15 protein-coding genes are annotated in these 16,866 nt (G+C 72.2%); 7 read left to right on the top strand and 8 right to left on the bottom strand.

Features of this window, described 5'->3' with window-relative positions:
- Positions 1-88: 88 nt before the first annotated feature.
- From ACLQ29_RS25645 to ACLQ29_RS25615, 7 genes are all read right to left on the bottom strand, one after another.
- Positions 89-1,579, bottom strand: a complete 1,491-nt coding sequence (locus ACLQ29_RS25645) for an FAD-binding oxidoreductase (RefSeq protein ID WP_425774013.1) — start codon at positions 1,577-1,579, stop codon at positions 89-91.
- A gap of 149 nt (positions 1,580-1,728) precedes the next feature.
- A complete protein-coding gene (locus tag ACLQ29_RS25640; RefSeq protein WP_425774012.1) occupies positions 1,729-2,457 on the bottom strand; it encodes an HD domain-containing protein in 729 nt (242 codons plus the stop codon).
- 78 nt (positions 2,458-2,535) lie between these two features.
- Positions 2,536-3,750 (bottom strand): Gfo/Idh/MocA family protein, encoded by a 1,215-nt coding sequence (locus ACLQ29_RS25635; RefSeq protein WP_425774011.1) that lies wholly within the window; start codon positions 3,748-3,750, stop codon positions 2,536-2,538.
- Positions 3,740-5,230, bottom strand: coding sequence for a mannitol dehydrogenase family protein (locus ACLQ29_RS25630; protein WP_425774010.1), 1,491 nt, complete (start codon positions 5,228-5,230; stop codon positions 3,740-3,742). The genes ACLQ29_RS25635 and ACLQ29_RS25630 overlap by 11 nt, the downstream gene beginning before the upstream one ends.
- A complete protein-coding gene (locus ACLQ29_RS25625) occupies positions 5,221-6,525 on the bottom strand; it encodes an enolase C-terminal domain-like protein (RefSeq protein WP_425774009.1) in 1,305 nt (434 codons plus the stop codon). The genes ACLQ29_RS25630 and ACLQ29_RS25625 overlap by 10 nt, the downstream gene beginning before the upstream one ends.
- The gene (gene uxaC / locus ACLQ29_RS25620; protein WP_425774008.1) at positions 6,522-7,955 is read right to left on the bottom strand and encodes a glucuronate isomerase; all 1,434 of its coding nucleotides are present in this window, start codon (positions 7,953-7,955) and stop codon (positions 6,522-6,524) included. Before uxaC ends, ACLQ29_RS25625 begins: the two co-directional genes overlap by 4 nt.
- Positions 7,956-7,979: 24 nt before the next feature.
- Complete coding sequence (locus ACLQ29_RS25615) at positions 7,980-9,308, bottom strand: Gfo/Idh/MocA family oxidoreductase (RefSeq protein WP_425774007.1); 1,329 nt, start codon at positions 9,306-9,308, stop codon at positions 7,980-7,982.
- A gap of 240 nt (positions 9,309-9,548) precedes the next feature.
- Here ACLQ29_RS25615 and ACLQ29_RS25610 point away from each other — a divergent pair, with 240 nt between their 5' ends.
- The 7 genes from ACLQ29_RS25610 (at position 9,549) to ACLQ29_RS25580 (ending at position 16,013) form a co-directional block, all read left to right on the top strand.
- On the top strand, positions 9,549-10,727 hold the full coding sequence (locus tag ACLQ29_RS25610) for a LacI family DNA-binding transcriptional regulator (RefSeq protein WP_425774006.1): 1,179 nt from the start codon (positions 9,549-9,551) through the stop codon (positions 10,725-10,727).
- A complete protein-coding gene (locus tag ACLQ29_RS25605) occupies positions 10,699-12,048 on the top strand; it encodes an ABC transporter substrate-binding protein (protein ID WP_425774005.1) in 1,350 nt (449 codons plus the stop codon). The genes ACLQ29_RS25610 and ACLQ29_RS25605 overlap by 29 nt, the downstream gene beginning before the upstream one ends.
- A 79-nt stretch (positions 12,049-12,127) precedes the next feature.
- Complete coding sequence (locus ACLQ29_RS25600; protein ID WP_425774004.1) at positions 12,128-13,105, top strand: carbohydrate ABC transporter permease; 978 nt, start codon at positions 12,128-12,130, stop codon at positions 13,103-13,105.
- Between the two features lie 8 nt (positions 13,106-13,113).
- On the top strand, positions 13,114-14,004 hold the full coding sequence (locus ACLQ29_RS25595) for a carbohydrate ABC transporter permease (protein WP_425774019.1): 891 nt from the start codon (positions 13,114-13,116) through the stop codon (positions 14,002-14,004).
- Positions 13,988-14,620 (top strand): hypothetical protein, encoded by a 633-nt coding sequence (locus ACLQ29_RS25590; RefSeq protein WP_425774003.1) that lies wholly within the window; start codon positions 13,988-13,990, stop codon positions 14,618-14,620. The genes ACLQ29_RS25595 and ACLQ29_RS25590 overlap by 17 nt, the downstream gene beginning before the upstream one ends.
- On the top strand, positions 14,617-15,519 hold the full coding sequence (locus ACLQ29_RS25585; RefSeq protein WP_425774002.1) for a PmoA family protein: 903 nt from the start codon (positions 14,617-14,619) through the stop codon (positions 15,517-15,519). Before ACLQ29_RS25590 ends, ACLQ29_RS25585 begins: the two co-directional genes overlap by 4 nt.
- Positions 15,520-15,638: 119 nt before the next feature.
- On the top strand, positions 15,639-16,013 hold the full coding sequence (locus ACLQ29_RS25580; protein WP_425774001.1) for a cupin domain-containing protein: 375 nt from the start codon (positions 15,639-15,641) through the stop codon (positions 16,011-16,013).
- A 71-nt stretch (positions 16,014-16,084) separates the two neighbouring features.
- Here the strand turns inward: ACLQ29_RS25580 and ACLQ29_RS25575 are convergent, their stop codons facing one another.
- Positions 16,085-16,861, bottom strand: a complete 777-nt coding sequence (locus tag ACLQ29_RS25575; RefSeq protein WP_425774000.1) for a hypothetical protein — start codon at positions 16,859-16,861, stop codon at positions 16,085-16,087.
- Between the last annotated feature and the right edge of the window lie 5 nt (positions 16,862-16,866).

Below are 16,866 nucleotides of genomic sequence, written 5' to 3'. Positions count from 1 at the left end.
TGTGGGGGGGGGGGGGGGGGGGGGGGGGGTGGGGGGGGGGGGGGGGGGGGGCGGGGGGGCCGCCCCCCCCCCCCCCCCCCCGGCCGGGTCAGTGGGTCGCCGGCGGGATGCTCTGCTCGTACTGGAAGACGTTGTGCGGGTCGTACTTCGCCTTGATCTTGCGCAGCCGCGGGAAGTTGCGCCCCCAGTAGGCCTCCTCCCACTCCGCCATGCCGATGTTCGGCACGTTGACGTAGGCGCCGTCCACGTAGGGCCGCAGCGCCAGGCTGAACTCGGCGATCCAGGCCTGGGCGATCGGGGTGACGGCATCGTCGCTGTCCGGCTCGCCGCGAGTGCCCCAGCCCGCGCCGGGCTCGGAGTAGAAGAGCGAGTCACGGTGCGGGAACGCCGCGCCGCCGAAGGGCTCCTGTCGTTGGGCTCCCCGGCCGAAGGCCTGGGCGAAGAAGTTGCTGTCCGGCGACGGGGCCTTCTCCATGAACCGGCGGACGATGCTGATCGCCTCTGTCGGGAAGGGTTCCCTGGTGAACTGCGAGTAGAACTTCCACTTCCCCGGATCTTCGTCGCTCGGGACCTGGAATCCGGCGTACGTCTCGCCCCAGCCGCCGACCTGCACGGTGACCTCGGGGTTGCCGATCGAGAGGAGCGGCTCCAACAGCCTCCTCGCCTCGGCCTCCGAGCCCTCGGCGAGCACCGCGAAAAACAGGATCTCGCCCGGGTGGACCTCGACCTGGGTGCCGAGACGGGGGTCGGCGAACGGCGCGGTGTGCTGCCAGAGGTCGAAGATGTCGTGCAGGTTGTCGAGGCCCGGCCAGGTCGCCTGCAGGTAGGCGACGCTCTCCAGCGGAGCCACCTGGTAGGTCAGGGACGTGACGATCCCGAAGTTGCCGTTTCCGGCGCCGCGCAGCGCCCAGAGCAGGTCCGCGTGGTTCCACGGGTCCACCTGGAGCACCTTGGCGCCGTCGGCCCCCGCCGCGACGACGATCTCCACGCCGATCAGGTTGTCGCAGGCCATGCCGATGTAGCGGGTGAGGAAACCGAGACCGCCCCCGAGGGTCGCACCGGACAGGCCGACGGTCCCCTCGCCTCCGGTCGTCGCCGCGAGGTCGTACTCCCCGAGTGCGGCGACCGCCTCGGACTGGGTGAGCCCCGCGCCGAGCTTCGCCTTGCGGGCGGCGGGGTCGATGTGGACGTCCTTCAGCTCACTGACGTCGATCACGATGCCGTTGTCGACGTTCGACCAGCCTTCCAGGCTGTGCCGGCCGCTGCGTACCCGCAGCGCCACGTCGTGCTGCCGGGCCCAGGTGAGGGCGTTGACGACGTCCTGGGTCTCCTGGGCGAAGACGATCACCAGTGGGTAGCGCACGAACAGTTCGTCCCAGCCGAGGCTCGCCTCCGCGTAGTTCGGGCTCTGGGGGCGGACGATCCGGCCGGTCAACGTGGCGGACGGGAACTTCTCACCATCCAGGGGTGGGCCGTCCGCCGCCACCGCCGCACCGCCGGCGATCACGCCGGGGAGGGCGACAGCTCCGGCGCCGACGGCCGTCGCCTTGAGCAGGTCGCGGCGAGTGAGGTCGCGCATGGTCGGAGTCCTCTCGATCGGGGTCGCGTCAGAACGTCGATCGAGAGGACCTCTGCCCCTCAACTGACGCAAAACCACCGTAATGCCGCAGGTAGCGGCAAAGATCCGAGAACTTGTCACGGAACCCTGTCGGGTGATGTGGCCGCAGGTCAGTTGGGGTGCGCGGGCTGATCCAGGATGGCGCTGAACCGCTCCTCGGCGAGGTCGAGCTGGCCGAAGATGTGCCGCTTCACCACCGCCGACAACGGCGTGTCCGGCCGGCTGATCAGGTCCCGGAAGAGCGGCACCAGCGGCCGGTACTTCCGGGCCGACGAGACGACCTTCGGCCCGACCGTGTGGATCACCCCGACGCCGTTGTCGGTGAAGTCCGACACCTTGATCACCCGCGCCCAGGGCTCGCGGTCCAGGCTGACCGCCAGGTGCTCCCGGTACTGCGTGTTGCGGTCGCGCTCGGGGTCGTACACCGGGTTGGTGACGGCGGCGACGAGCGTCGCGACGCGCGTCCCGAACCGCGCGGCGAGCGCGGCCAACGCGGCCCCGGTCGGGTCGGCGCCCCCGTCGCCGTCGGCCAGCTCGACCGGGTGGTCCTCGACCGCGTCGTGCAGCAGGCCGGCGACGATCACGTCCACGTCGCGCACCTGGTAGTGGTGCATCAACCGGATCGCCACCCGCAGCAGGTGGTTGAGGTACGGCTCGCGGACGCGCCGGTCGTCGCGGTGCAGCTCGGCGGCGAGGTCCAGCGCGGCGGTCAACCGCTCGCGGGCCGCGTCGTCGAACTGCCGGACCTCCAACCGGAAGCGCTCCAGCAGGCCCGGTTCGCCGTGGATCTCGGTGATCGCGTGCATCGGCATGCTGCCCAGGTGCGGCGGGAAGTCCATGCGTCACTTATAGCCGATCTTCTCCACATCGATGAGCCCTTACGTCGCCGACCCGACCGGCGAGTGGGCGTCGTTCGGCTATCCCGCCAGGTCGGCGCGGTACGCGGTGGTCGCCCACGGCACCGCCAGCTCGCTCGGGAGCGCCCCCCGCTCGGCCGCGCGGCGCAACACGTCGACCACGCCCCGCAGGTGGCGGACCCGTTGCCCACCGTCCCCGACGACGCTCACCAGGTCGCCGTCGAGCAGGTGGGGCTCGGGGGCGGCCCGCAACGCGTCCAGCAGGGCGGTGAACGGCGCGGTACGGGCCAGCGGGGCGATCAGCGGCACCCCCGACCTGTCGACCCGGTGCGCGAGCAGGTTCTCCAACAACCCCCGCCGCCCCGGGACCTGGCGGGTGACCACGTCCCCGGGCAGCCGCAGCCGGTCCGTCGGGTACTCCAGCACCGCCTGTCCCGCCGTGCCGGTCACCGCCACCTCGCCCGCCACGAACTCGTCAGCGGCCAGGGTCACCGCCACCAGCACGGGTGGGCCGGCGCGCAACCGGATCCGCAGGACGGCGGTGTCCTCCACCTCGATCGGCCGGACCCGGTAGCGCTCCACCTCGATCGTCACCGGCCAGGGCGTCGCCCCGCCCAGCGCCTCGGCGACCGCCAGGCACTGCATCACCGCGTGCGCGAGCGGGTTGACAAGCGCGCCGTCCAGCACCGGCCGCCCGTCCAGGCTCCGTCGACCGGCCCAGGGGGAGCGGACGTAGTAGGCGTCGGGGCGTTGCCAGGCGGCGACCGTGGAGATGCCGGTGACCGTGCCCAGTCGGCCCCCGGCCAGCGCGTCGGTAAGCGCGGTGAGCGCCGCCGAGCCGAGCGCCTGGAAGCCGACCTGTGCCACCCGGCCGGCGGCGGCGAGCGCCCGGGTCAGCTCCTCGTGCTCGGCGAGCGACAGCACCGGCGGCTTCTCCAGCAGCAGGTCCGCGCCGCTGGCCAGGGCGTCCCGGGCGATCGCCAGGTGGGTGTGCGGCGGGGTGCAGATCACCACCACCTCCGGCCGGGAGGCGGCGAGCATCGCCCGGTGCTCGGTGAACACCTCGACCCCGGCCGGCACCGGCGCGCCCGGATCGTCCTGCACCGGCCGGACGTCGACGAGGGCGACAAGCCGCAACCGGCCGGCGGCGTGCAGGCCGGCGATCACCCGCCGGTGCGAGCGGCCGTGCCCGTTCGCCCCGACCACCGCCACCCGGGGCGGTGTCGCCGTCGCCCGACCGCTCACCGGGTACCGACCGGCCAACTCACCGGGCACCGGCCAGGGTGGCCTCGACGCCGTGTCGTCCCAGCGCGGTCAGCCAGGCGATCACGTCGGCGCGGACCTCGTCGTCGCCGGCCACCTCCGCCGGGAAGATCTCGCGGAGCGCGAAGACGGCGTCCACCGCGCCGGCCGGGGTCTGCGCCCCGGCGTCCAGGGCGGCCCGGATCGGCCCGGCGAGGGGGTCCTGCAACGGCAACGCCCGGCCGTCGTCGGCGTACCCCAGCGCGAAGCGCAACCAGGACGCCACGACCAGCGCGCCCCAACGCGCGGACCGGCCGCTCGCGCGCAGGTCGACGATTGTGTGCAGGACGCGTTGCGGCAGCTTCTGCGAGCCGTCCAGCGCGACCTGGAGGGTGCGGTGATGGATCGCCGGGTTGCCGAACCGGGCGAGAACCTGCTCGCCGTAGTCGACCACCCGGACCCCGTCCGGCGGGGTGAAGCTGGCCGCGACATCCTCGGCGATCAGCCGGCGCAACACGTCGGCCAGGTGCGGGATCTCCAGCGCCTCGGCGATCGTCTCCCGCCCGGCCAGCGCGCCCAGGTACGCCACGGCCGAGTGCACGCCGTTGAGGGCGCGCAGCTTCAACCGTTCCCACGGGCCCGCGTCGCCGGTCAGCACCGCGCCGGCGTGCTCCCAGCCCGGCCGGCCGCCGGGGAAGTCGTCCTCGATCACCCACTGCGCGTACGGCTCGGCGGCGACCGCGGCCAGGTCGGTCACGCCGAGCGCCTGGCGGGCCGCCTCGATCGTGGCCGGGGTGCTGGCCGGCACGATCCGGTCCACCATGGTCCCCGGGCAGGTGACGTTGCCGGCCACCCACTCGACCAGCCCGGCGGGCACCCCGTCGGCACGGCCGACCGTCTGGTCGAGCATGCCGCGCAGTCGCCGGCCGTTGGCCGGCAGGTTGTCGCAGCTGACCAGGGCCACCGGGCCGGCGTCCGCGGCGGCCCGCGCGGCCAGCCCGCGCAGCAGCAACCCCGGCACTGTGGTCGGCGGCCGGCCGCCGGCCAGGTCGGCGGCGAGCGCCGCGTCCGGGGACAGTTGGCCGGTCACCGGGTCGAGCTGGTAGGCCTTCTCGGTGACGGTGAGCGTCACCACCCGCACCGCCGGGTCGGCGAGCAGCGCCACCACGGCGTCCGGGTCGTGGGGAGCGTGCCGTACGCCGCTGAGCGCGCCCACCACCCGGGTGCCGCTGCTGGCCGCGGAGAGGGTGCTGACACTGAACAGGTTGTCCTGGGCGGCGAGCGCCTCGACCACCGCGGCGCTGCGCGGCGCGACGGCCACGATGCCCCAGTCGCCGCCGGCCGCGCCGACCGCCGCCTCGGTGTAGACGGCCTGGTGCGCCCGGTGGAACGCGCCCAGCCCCAGATGGACGATGCCGGCCGGCACGGTGCCCGGCCGGACCAGGGGGCGGGCCTCGACGGGCAGCCGGCGCAGCACGCCCAGGCCGAGTCGGGCGCCGACGGTCACCGCCATGCCGGACCGTCCGGGAAGCGGAACTCGGCGATCGACGCCGGCTTCATGGTGGCGCTGTAACCGGGCCGCTCGGGCAGCAGATAGCGGCCACCGCGGGTGCGGACCGGGTCGACGAAGTGCTCGTGCAGGTGGTCGACGTACTCGATCATCCGCCCGTCCAGGCCGGTGCCCACCCGCAGGTAGTCGAAGATCGCCAGGTGTTGGACGTACTCGCAGAGGCCGACGCCACCGGCGTGCGGGCAGACCGGCACCCCGAACTTCGCCGCCAGCAGCAGCTCGGCGAGGACCTCGTTGACGCCGCCGACCCGACAGGCGTCGATCTGCATCACGCCGATCGCCTCGGCCTGCAACAACTGCTTGAAGACCACCCGGTTGGCGGCCACCTCACCGGTGGCGACCCGGCACCGCCCACCGGTCAGCTCGTCGACCGCCCGGGCGATCCGGGCGTGGCCGAGGATGTCGTCGGCGTGGGTCGGCTCCTCGATCCAGTACGGATCCACCTCGGCCAGCGTCGCCATCGCGGTGATCGCCTCGTCCACGTCCCAGACCTGGTTGGCGTCCATCATCAGCAGCGCGTCCGGGCCGATCTCCTCCCGGATGATCCCGGCCCGACGCCTGTCGTCGGCGAGCGGGCCGCCGACCTTCATCTTCATCGCCCGCCAGCCGTCGGCGTACGCCTGCCGGGTCAGCGCCCGCACCTTGTCGTCGGGGTAGCCGAGCCAGCCGACCGAGGTGGTGTACGACGGGAAGCCGTCCCGTTCCAGGGTGGCCAACCGGCCGGTCAGCCCGTCGCGCCCCTGGTCCAGGATGGTGGCCGCCTCGTCCGGGGTGAGCGCGTCGGTGATGTGCCGGAAGTCGACGCTGGCCACGAGGTCGTCGGTGGGCAGCTCGGCGAGGAACCGCCACATCGGCTTGCCCGCCAGGGTGGCCCGCAGGTCCCAGACCGCGTTGACGAGCGCGCCGGTCGCCATGTGGATGACGCCCTTCTCGGGGCCCAGCCAGCGCAGTTGCACGTCGGCGCTGAGCGATCGCCAGAACGCGACCGGCTCGGCGACGATCTCGGAGACCGTGCGCCCCCGCACGTGGTGGGCGAGCGCCCGGACCGCCGCGCAGGTGATCTCGTTGCCCCGGCCGTTGGTGAAGGTGAACCCCGCGCCGGTCGGGCCGGCGTCGGTGCCCAACTCCACGTACGTCGCCGAGTAGTCGCCGCGGTTGACCGCGTCGGAGCCGTCGCCCCGGGCGGCGGTCGGGAACCGCACGTCGTGCACCTCGACGGAGGTGATGGTGACTGTCACCGGTCCACCTTTCCGAAGTTGAAGGCCCGCTTGGGTAGCCGGTACGCCAGGTCGACGATGGTCTCGGCGGCCTCGTCCATCGGCAGCCGGTGCTCGGCGACCAGCCGGGCCAGGAAGCCGGCGTCCACCCGGCGGGCCACGTCGTGGCGTACCGGGATGGAGCAGAACGCCCGGGTGTCGTCGACGAAACCTGTGGTGTTGTAGAAACCGGCGGTCTCGGTGACGGCCTCCCGGAACCGGCGCAGCACCTCGGGGGAGTCCAGGAACCACCAGGGCGCGCCGAGCAGCACCGCGGCGTACCCGCCCGCGAGGGGCGCCAGCTCGCGGGTGAAGGTGTCCTCGTCGAGGGTGTAGAGCACCAGCCGCAGCCGGGTGTCGTTACCGTAGCGCTCCAGCAGTGGGGCGAGGGCGTGCACGTACTCGGTGGCCTGCGGGATGTCGCCGCCGACGTCGCGGCCGTGCCGGGCGTGCAGCCACCGGTTGTGGTTGCGGACCGCGCCGGGGTGCAACTGCATGACCAGGCCGTCGTCGAGCGACATCCGGGCGAACTCCATGAGCATGTGCGCCCGGAACGCCTCCGCGTCGGCGGCGCCGGCCGCGCCGCGCCGGCCCCGGTCGTAGAGCCGCTCGGCCTCGGCCGGCGTCAGGTCCAGGGTGCGCGCGGTGGGGTGGCCGTGGTCGGTGGAGGTCGCGCCGGCGCCGATGAACGCGGCCCGTCGGGCCCGCAGCGCGGCCAGGTAGCCGGCGTACGTGCCGGTGTCCTCGCCGGCCCGCTCGCCGAGCCGGTCCACGTTCGTCGACCAGCCGTCGAACTCCATGTCCACCACGTCGTCCGGGCGGAACGTGGTGACCACCCGGCCACCCGGCCCGCCCCACCCGTCGGCGGCGAGCTTCGCGTGCTGACCGAGGTCGTCGAGCGGGGACTCGGTGGTGGCGAGGACCTCGATGCCGAACCGCTCGAACAGCGCCCGGGGCCGGAAGTCCGGCTCGGCGAGCCGGGCCGCGATCTCGTCGTAGAGAGCGTCGGCGGTGCTCGGGCCGAGCGGGGTGTGCACGCCGAACACGGTGCGGAAGGTCTGCTCCAGCCAGAGCCGCGACGGGGTGCCCCGGAACAGGTGCCAGTGCGCGGCGAAGCGTCGCCAGATCACCCGGCCGTCGGTCTCCACCGGGCTGCCGTCGCGGGTGGGCACGCCCAGGTCCGCCGGGGGCACGCCCTGGCTGAGCAGCATCCGGGTCAGGTAGTGATCGGGCACGATGAGCAGCCGCGCCGGGTCTGGAAAGGGCTGGTCCTCGGCGAGCAGGGCCGGGTCGACGTGCCCGTGCGGCGAGATGATCGGTTGCTCCGCCGCGAGGGCGTACAGCTCCCGGGCCAGCGCGCGCTGGCCCGGTTCGGGCGGCAGGAGCAGGTCGGTGTGGTCGAACGTCGGCACGGGGATGGGCTCCTCGTCTCCTGGTCAGCGGGGGGTGAGCAGGTCGGCGACCCGGACCGGTCGACAGGTCTCGAAGGACCGGTTGGCGGCCAGGCCGGTGAGCAGGGCCGACGCGCCGTCGTCGGCGGTCGCGGCGCGGCCCAGCGGGTCGGGTTGACCACCGAGGAGCACAGCGGTCATCCGGGCGTCCGCGCCACCGTGACCGTGCCGGGTGCGACCCTCGACGGGGATCTGCCGGGGCGGGGCCCAGAACGGGCGCAGGGTGAGTGTCGCACCGCCGCCCTCGGCCGGCGCGTCGGTGCCGTGCAGGGCGGCGCCCTTGACCGCGCCGGCGGTGCCCCGGTCGACGAAGTCGTTCTCGGTGACCTCCAGCTCCAGCCGGCCGCGGCTGCCGTTGACCATCACCCGGTAGCCCTCCCAGGGCGCGTAGGCGGTGAGGTGGTACGTCATCGTGGCGCCGGTGGAGTAGCGGGCGAGCACCGCCATGTCGTCCTCGATGGTGACGCCGGGGGCGAAGACGTTGCGGTCCCGTTGGTAGCCGTCCTCGGCCTCGGCGTCGAGGTACAGCTCGCGCAGCCGGGGGTGGGCGTCCAACCGCAGCGCGAACGGGTCGTCGGCGGCGGCGGGGGAGCCGTGGGCCCGGTCGTAGTCGCGGGCGTAGCCGTGCCGCCGGCCGGCGTCGCCGTAGAAGAAGAGGCGGCCGGCCGCGTACACCTCCACCGGGGTGGCTGCCAACCACCAGTTGACCAGGTCGAAGTGGTGGCTGGCCTTGTGCACCATCAGCCCGCCGGAGGTGGCCTTGTGGCGGTGCCAGCGGCGGAAGTAGTCCGCGCCGTGGCGGACGTCGAGCAGCCACTCGAAGTGCACCGAGCCGATCTCGCCGACCGCGCCGTCGGCGAGCAGCCGGCGGACCTGCTCGTGCAGGGGGTTGTAGCGGTAGTTGAACGCGACTGTCACCCGACCGCCGGTCTCGGCGACCGCGTCCAGGATGCGCCGGCAGCGCGGCGCGTCCACTGTCATCGGCTTCTCCGTGATCACCTCGCGGCCGGCGCGCAGCGCGGCCACCACGTACTCGTCGTGGGTGACGTCCACACTGGTGACCAGCACGACGTCCACGTGCTCGGCGTCCAGCATCGTCGCGAAGTCACCGGCCGGGTAGGTCGGCACCGGACGGTGGCCCAGCTCGGCCAGCCACCTGTTGTGCGTGTCCATCCGGGCCTGGTTGACGTCGGCGAAGGCGACCAGCGCGGTGGTGTCGGCGTGGTCGAGCACCAGGGCGCGGACGAACATCTCCGCCCGTGCGCCGGTGCCCACCACGGCGTACCGGACCCGGCCGCCGGTTCTCGGTGACATGGGGTCGCCTCCCGATGATCCTGCAAAGGTTTGCAGTGAAGTAACCACGATCAATATAACTGCGTCAATGACGGAGACACGAACGGCGGTGATTTTCCCTCTTTTATGCGGCTGTGGGTCACCGCGAGGAGGGTGCCCGCAACAAAGACGCAACCATTGACCGTTGACACTGGCACAACCGTTTGCATTAATGGGCCACATCCCGCGTGACCGCCGCCACACGCAGACGAAGGGCCAGCCGTGCCAGTCACCATCCGGGACGTCGCCCGAGCCTCCGGTGTGCACATCTCCACCGTGTCCCGCACCTTCTCCGCCCCGCACCTGGTCAACCCGGACACCCGGGTCCGGGTGCTGGCCTGCGCGGAGGACCTGGGCTATCGGCCGAACCGGGCCGCCCGGGCCCTGATCACCGGCCGTACGCACAACATCGGCCTGATCATCGCGGACATCGCGAACCCGTTCTTCCCGCCGCTGATCAAGGCGGCGGAGAGTCAGGCCCGACACCGCGACTACCACGTCTTCGTGGCCGACACCAACGAGGACCCCGCCGCCGAGGAGGAGCTGGTCCACGCCCTGGCCAAGCAGGTGGACGGCGTGCTGCTGTGCAGCCCGCGGATGAGCAACAGCCTGATCGAGCAGCTCAGCCGCGAGGTCGCGCTGGTGGTGGTGAACCGCCAGGTGACGGGCCTGCCCTGCGTGCTGATGGACGTCGGGCGGGGCGCCCGGTCGGCGATCGAGCACCTGGTCGGCCTGGGCCACCGCCACATCGCGCTGCTCGGCGGCCCGCGCAGCTCGTGGACCAACCGGGAGATGCGCCGCGCCGCCGGCACGGCCGCCCGCGCCGGTGGCGCGGAGTTGACAGTGCTCGGCCCGAACGCGCCCACCGAGACCGGCGGCGCCGCCGTCGCCGAGCAGGTGCGACGCAGCGGTGTGTCGGCCGTGCTCGCCTACAACGACCTGATGGCGATCGGCCTCATCGAAGGGTTGGACGCCCTCGGGGTCCGGGTGCCGGGGGAGGTGAGCGTCGTCGGCGTCGACGACATCACCCTGAGCCGGCTCACCAGGCCAAAACTGACGACGGTGGCCACACCCGCCGGGGCCGCCGGACGGACGGCCGTCGACATGCTGCTGCAACAGGACATCGAGTCACCGCGCGGCGCGCGGGGACCCGGTGCCGGCACGGCGCTCGGCGTCCGTCGTACCACCGCACAGGTAATGCTGCAGACCGACCTGGTCATCCGCGACTCGACCGGTCCGGGCCCGCACGCCCGACCGGCGCGTCCCCCGGCCGCGCCGAAGGGCCCGGACCCGCATTGCCCTGCGGGCCCGGGCGCCCCGACCACGGCCAGCGGTGACGCCGTCGCCTCCTCGAGCCAAGGAGTGAGCGCACATGCACCCCGCAACGCCCCCCACCACTGACGCGCCCGTCGGGCGCGATGACCGTACCCCGCTGCCCCGGCGGCGCCTGCTGCGCGGCCTGCTCGCCCTGACGGTGGCGGCGCCGCTGCTGCTCGGTGCCGCCGCCTGCGGCGACGACGGCGGCGGCTCCGCCGACCCGAACGCCCCGGTCAAGCTCTCCGTCTTCTGGTGGGGCGGCGACGCCCGGGCCAAGCTGACCGAGGACGCGCTGGCCCTCTACACCAGGAAGCACCCGAACGTGACATTCGAGACGACCTGGCAGGCCAACCAGGGCTACTTCGACAAGCTGGCCACGCTCACGGCCGGCGGCAACCCGCCGGACCTGTTCCAGATCGACGACAACTACCTGGCCGAGTACGCGGCCCGCAACACCACGCTCGACCTGACCTCCTACCAGAAGTCCGGGAAGCTGGACACCTCGAAGTTCCCGGAGAGCCTCTGGCAGTACGGCGTGGTCGACGGCAAGCTGGCCGGCCTGGCCGCCGGGGAGAACACCCAGGGCCTGGTCTACAACAAGACGCTGCTGACCAAGCACAACCTGCCCGAGCCGACCACCGGGATGTCGTGGGAGCAGCACATCGCGTGGGCCGAGCAGGTCACCGCCACGACAAAGGTGCCCGGCACCCAGGACCCGAGCGCCGACTACAAGGCGTTCTGGGTCTGGCTGCGCCAGCAGGGCAAGGACCTCTACCAGGGCAAGGAGTTGGGCTTCACCGCCGAGGACGTGACGAAGTGGTTCGACCTGTGGAAGGGCGCCCGCGACCGCAGGGCCACCCCGACCGCCGACGTCATCCACGAGGGCAACTCCAGCGACGTCACCAAGCAGTTGGTGGTCACCGGCAAGTCGGCGACCTCCTGGGTGTGGGCCAACCAGATGCCCGACCTGAAGAAGAACACCAAGGACGAGCTGGGCGTGATCGCCTATCCCGGTGACCCCAGCGCGCAGTGGGCCCGGGCCTCGATGTACTGGTCGGTCTTCAAGGGCAGCAAGAACAGGGACGTCGCGGTCGACGTGATCAACTTCCTGTACAACGACAAGGAGGCGGTCACTCTGCTCGGCACCGACCGGGGCCTGCCGTCCAACCTGGACCTGCGCCGGGTGGTCAGCGACGACGTCACCGACCCGGCCATGAAGCAGTCGATCGCCGTCGAGGCCGAGCTGACCCAGAAGTTCGGCCCGTCGCCACAGGTGCCGATCAAGGGACACAGCAAGGTCAAGTCCGAGCTGATCAAGGCCGCCGAGAACGCCCAGTACGGCCGGGCCACCACCGCCGAGGCCGCCACCCAGTTCGTCGAGGCCTGCACATCCGCCATCGCCTGACGCCGGCACGGTCGGTGTCGACGTCCTCGGCTCGACCGGGGACGTCGACACGGACCTCCTGCGAGGAGAGGAGCCGTTCGTGGCGTTGACCACGGCGCCCGACCCGACCCGACGCGGCCCCGTCCGGACCCGCGCCGGGGGGCGTGGGCCCGGACGCGTGCGGCACAGCGAAGGTCTGGCGGGGTACGTCTTCCTGTCGCCGTGGCTCATCGGCCTGATGGCCGTCACGGCGATCCCCATGCTGCTGTCGCTCTACCTGAGCTTCACCAACTACGACATCCTCACCCCGTTCTCCGAGGTGGAGTGGGTGGGGTTGGCCAACTACGAGCGGATGTTCACCGCGGACCCGTCGTACTGGCACGCGGTGCGGGTGACCCTGACCTTCGCGCTGATCGCCGTACCGCTGAAGCTGGCCGCGGCGCTCGGCGTGGCGCTGCTGCTCAACCGCGCCTGGCGCGGCGTCGGGTTGTTCCGTGGGCTGTTCTACCTGCCGTCGCTGCTCGGCGGCAGCGTCGCGCTGGCCATCGTCTGGGTCAACATGTTCAACCGCGACGGGGCGTTCAACTCGCTGCTGAGCCTCGTCGGCATGACGGGCAAGCCGTGGGTCAACGACCCGGACTGGGCCCTGGAGACCCTGATGGTGCTGGCCATCTGGCAGTTCGGCGCACCGATGGTGATCTTCCTGGCCGGGCTCAAGCAGGTGCCCACCGAGCTGTACGAGGCCGCCGCGGTCGACGGCGCCGGCCGGTTCCGCCAGTTCCGCAACGTCACCCTGCCGATGCTCTCCCCGGTGATCTTCTTCAACCTGGTGCTGGAGACCATCAACGGCTTCCAGGGCTTCACCGCCGCGTTCGTGCTCAGCAACGGCACCGGCGGCCCGGTCGACTCCACCCTGATGTACACGCTGAACCTCTACATCACCGGGTTCACCGAACTCCAGATGGGCTACGCATCGGCAATGGCCTGGGTGTTCCTGCTCGCCATCGGGGTCATCACCGCGATCTTCTTCAGCACCGGACGGTTCTGGGTGCACTACTCCGACGGGGAGGACCGGTGACGGTGACCATGACCCCGACGGCCGACGTGCCGACCGGACCGGCGCCCTCCGCGCGCCGACGCACCGGCGGTCGATCGGTGCTGCGGCTGCTCATCCTGGTGGCGATCGTCGCCGTGGTGCTCTACCCGCTGATCTGGATGGTCGGCACCTCGGTGAAGTCCCCGGAGGAGATCGTCAACAACGTCGGCCTGCTGCCGGAGCGCTTCACCCCGGGCAACTACACCGCCGGGTGGTCCAACTTCGACGTCAGCTTCGGCCGGTTCTTCCTCAACAGCGCGATGGTCAGCCTGCTCACCGTCGTCGGCAACGGGCTCTCCTGCCTGCTGGCCGCGTACGCCTTCGCCCGGCTGCGCTTCCGGCTGCGCGGGGTGTGGTTCGCCGTCATGATCGGGACGCTGCTGCTGCCCCAGCACGTGCTGATCGTGCCGCAGTACATCCTGTTCCGGACGCTCGGGCTGGTCGGCGGCGAATGGCCGTACCTGCCGCTGCTCGTCCCGCAGTTCCTGGCCACCGAGGCGTTCTTCGTCTTCCTGATGGTGCAGTTCATGCGGGGCATCCCGCGCGAGCTGGACGAGGCGGCCCGGATCGACGGCGCCGGCCCGTACGGCATCTTCCGGCACATCATCCTGCCGCTGAGCCGCCCCGCGCTCGTCACCACGGCGATCTTCTCGTTCATCTGGACCTGGAACGACTTCTTCCGCCAGCTCGTCTTCCTGTCCCAACTGGAGGACTACACGGTGCCGGTCGCGCTGACCCTGTTCATCGACTCGACCAGCCAGAGCGCGGTCGGGCCGATGTTCGCCATGTCGGTGCTGTCGCTGCTGCCGGTCTTCCTGTTCTTCGTCGCGTTCCAGCGGATGCTCGTCGAGGGGATCAACACAAGTGGCATCAAGGGCTGAACCGGCGACCGAGGCCGCCGGCCGGCGGGACTGGCGTGACGTCGCCCGCGACGCCGCCGACCTGGCGCTGCTGGGCATCCTGCTGACCCTCGCCGCGGCGCCCCTGCTCACCGCGGCGGCGGCGACCGGCGCCGCCAGCGCGGCGGTGCACGACTGGACGCGTACCGGCGGTTGGCCGTCGGCGCGGGCCACCGTGCGCCGGTTCGGCCGTCTGGCGCTGCCGGGCGTGCCGGTCAGCCTGCTCACGCTCGTTGTGGCCGGGCTGCTCGCCGTCGACCTGGCGGCGCTGGCCACCGGTCGGGTGCCGGGCGGGCCGCCGGCGCTGCTGGTGACCGCGCTTGTCGCGGCCGGCCTGACCGGGTTCGCCGGGCTGGTCGTCGTCGAGGTGGGCGGCAACGGGGGTGGGCGGTGGCGGGCCGCGGCCCGGTCCGCCGCCCGCGCCTGCCTCGACGCGCCCGCCCGCTGGGCTGCCCTCGCCGGGGTGACCGCGCTGGCCGGGCTGCTCGCCGTGCTTGTCACCCCGGTAGCGGTGCCGATCCTCGCCGGGTACACCGTGGCCGCCCTGCACGCCGTCGCCGGCCGGTGGTCGGCTCCCACCGGCGTGGAGCTGCCGTGAGCACCGAGCGGGAGCAGGCGCGGCTGTGGGTCGGGGACACGGAGGTGGCCCGGTACGTGGTCGACCCGGCGCTGGACGCGCGGCACGGGCCGCGACCGTACCTGCATCCGGTCCGCACCCTGGGCGGCACGGTGGTCACCGACGCGCTGCCCGCCGACCACGTGTGGCACCTCGGCGCCTCCCTCGCCGTGCAGGACGTCAACGGCAGCAACCTTTGGGGCGGGCGCACCTACGTCCGCGACGTCGGCTACACCTGGCGCGAGGACCACGGGCGGATCGCACACACCCGTTGGTCGCGGCGCTCCGCCGACCGGTTGGCCCACCGACTGGAGTGGCGCGACCCGCGCGGGGCGGTGCTGCTCACCGAAGACCGCCGGCTCAGCGCCGTCCCGTTGGCCGGCGCGGGACCGGCCGAGGAGCTGTCGGCCTGGCGGCTGGACGTGGACTACACGCTTCGGGCCCCGGACGGGCAGGACGTGCGGCTGGGCAGCCCGGCCACCAACGGCCGCCCCGACGGCGCCGGCTACGGCGGGTTCTTCTGGCGGGCGGTCTCGACCGCGCCCGCGTCGGTGTTCGACGCCTCGGCGGCCGGGGAGGAGGCGGTGAACGGTTCCGCCGAGCCGTGGGTCGCCCTGGTCGGGACCGGGCCGGACGAACGGGCGTACACCCTGGTCTTCGGTGGTCTCGGCGACGGCGACAGGTGGTTCACGCGAACCGCGATGTATCCGGGCGTCGGGGTGGCGTTCGCGTTCGAGCGGCAGGTCACCATCGCGGCCGGCACGACGCGGCGGGGCCGGCACGCGGTGGTCGTCGCCGACGGTGCCCTGGACCGCGCCGCCGCCGCTGCCCTGGCCGCGAGATCGAGGCCGACGCCACCGGGCGGGCGCCCCGCGACGTGACCGGGGCGCGCGGGTCTGCTTTCTCGGCATCCTCGCCCCGACGGCTCCGCGGCCACCTACTCTCGGGAAATGCCGACCGGGGCGGGTGCCGCCCGCACGACGGCGTGCAGGAGGCCGAGATGAGTGGGAAAGATCGACCCGAGGGGATCAGCCCGACAGCGGTGGAGGGAGCGCCGGGGCTGTGGCGCGTCGATCTCCAGAAACACGATCTCAGCATTCCCGGACGCGAGGTCATCCAGAGTCGGGTGGAGTTCACCCCCGACTCGCCGCCGTTCAAGCACTTCCATCCCGGCGAAGAGATCATCTGCGTTCTTCAGGGCACCCTGGAATACACGCTGGAGGGCCAGCCACCGATCGTGTGCAATGTCGGCGACGCGCTGACCGTGCCCTACGGCGTCCACCACCAGGCCCGCAACGTCGGCGACGGCATAGCGGTAGAGCTGGCCACCTACGTAGTAGAAAAAGGCAAACCCCTCCTAACCAAGGTGGAGTGAGGGCCCCACGAGCGCGTCGATCATGATGTTATTGCCACGACACGCCGCTCCGGAGGGCAATAACATCATGATCACCGGGGTGGGGGCGTTCCGGACCGGGCTGGCAGAGCGGCCGTCACCCGGATGGCCTTCACGATCGCGGGGATCGACCCGATCAGCAGCACCAGCCCCCAGATGATCGCGATCACCGCGAAGACGAGTGCCGCCACGTCGTCGACGATGCTCACCAGGATCACCGGCACCAGGTTGTGCAGGAACTCCAGGACGACTGTGCACAACAGGGTGGTGAGGATCAGCAGGACGAGGCCCTTGTTCTGCAGGAAGCGTGGCTGGGCCAGCACCAGCAGCCCGGCCCACACCAGTTTGAGCAGCAGCACCAACCCCAGCAGCAGCGCCGCCTCGCCGACCGGGAAGAACCCCCACAGCGCCAGGTACGCGATCGTGCCGAACGGGACCGCCAGGAACAGCGACACCATGATGGTCAGCTCCACGAACGCGACGAGGAGCGCGACCAGCCCGACGATGATCAGGATGATCGAGAAGATCAGGCTGGCGACGCCCTGCACCCGGCCCTGGACACGTTCGGGCAGCAGCATGCCCAGGCAGAACAGCCCGGTGCTCCAGACCGCCACCGCGTCGATCAACGCCAGGTAGCCGGTGCCCCGGCCGGACGGCTCGCTGACCCCGGACACGTCGTCGAGGTCGACCTCCAGCGCGCCCGCGCTGTCCGCGAGGGCCGCGCCGGCGTCGGCGCCGCCCAGCAGCAGCCCCGCGCCCAACTCCACGCCGATCGCCAGGACGATGGCGAGCATCGCCAGCAGCAGGAACGGTTTACGCAGGTCACCCACGGCGA

Source organism: Micromonospora sp. DT228 (genome assembly GCF_049841595.1).
Lineage (GTDB): Bacteria > Actinomycetota > Actinomycetes > Mycobacteriales > Micromonosporaceae > Micromonospora.
This window is presented reverse-complemented; position numbering and strand designations above follow the sequence as displayed.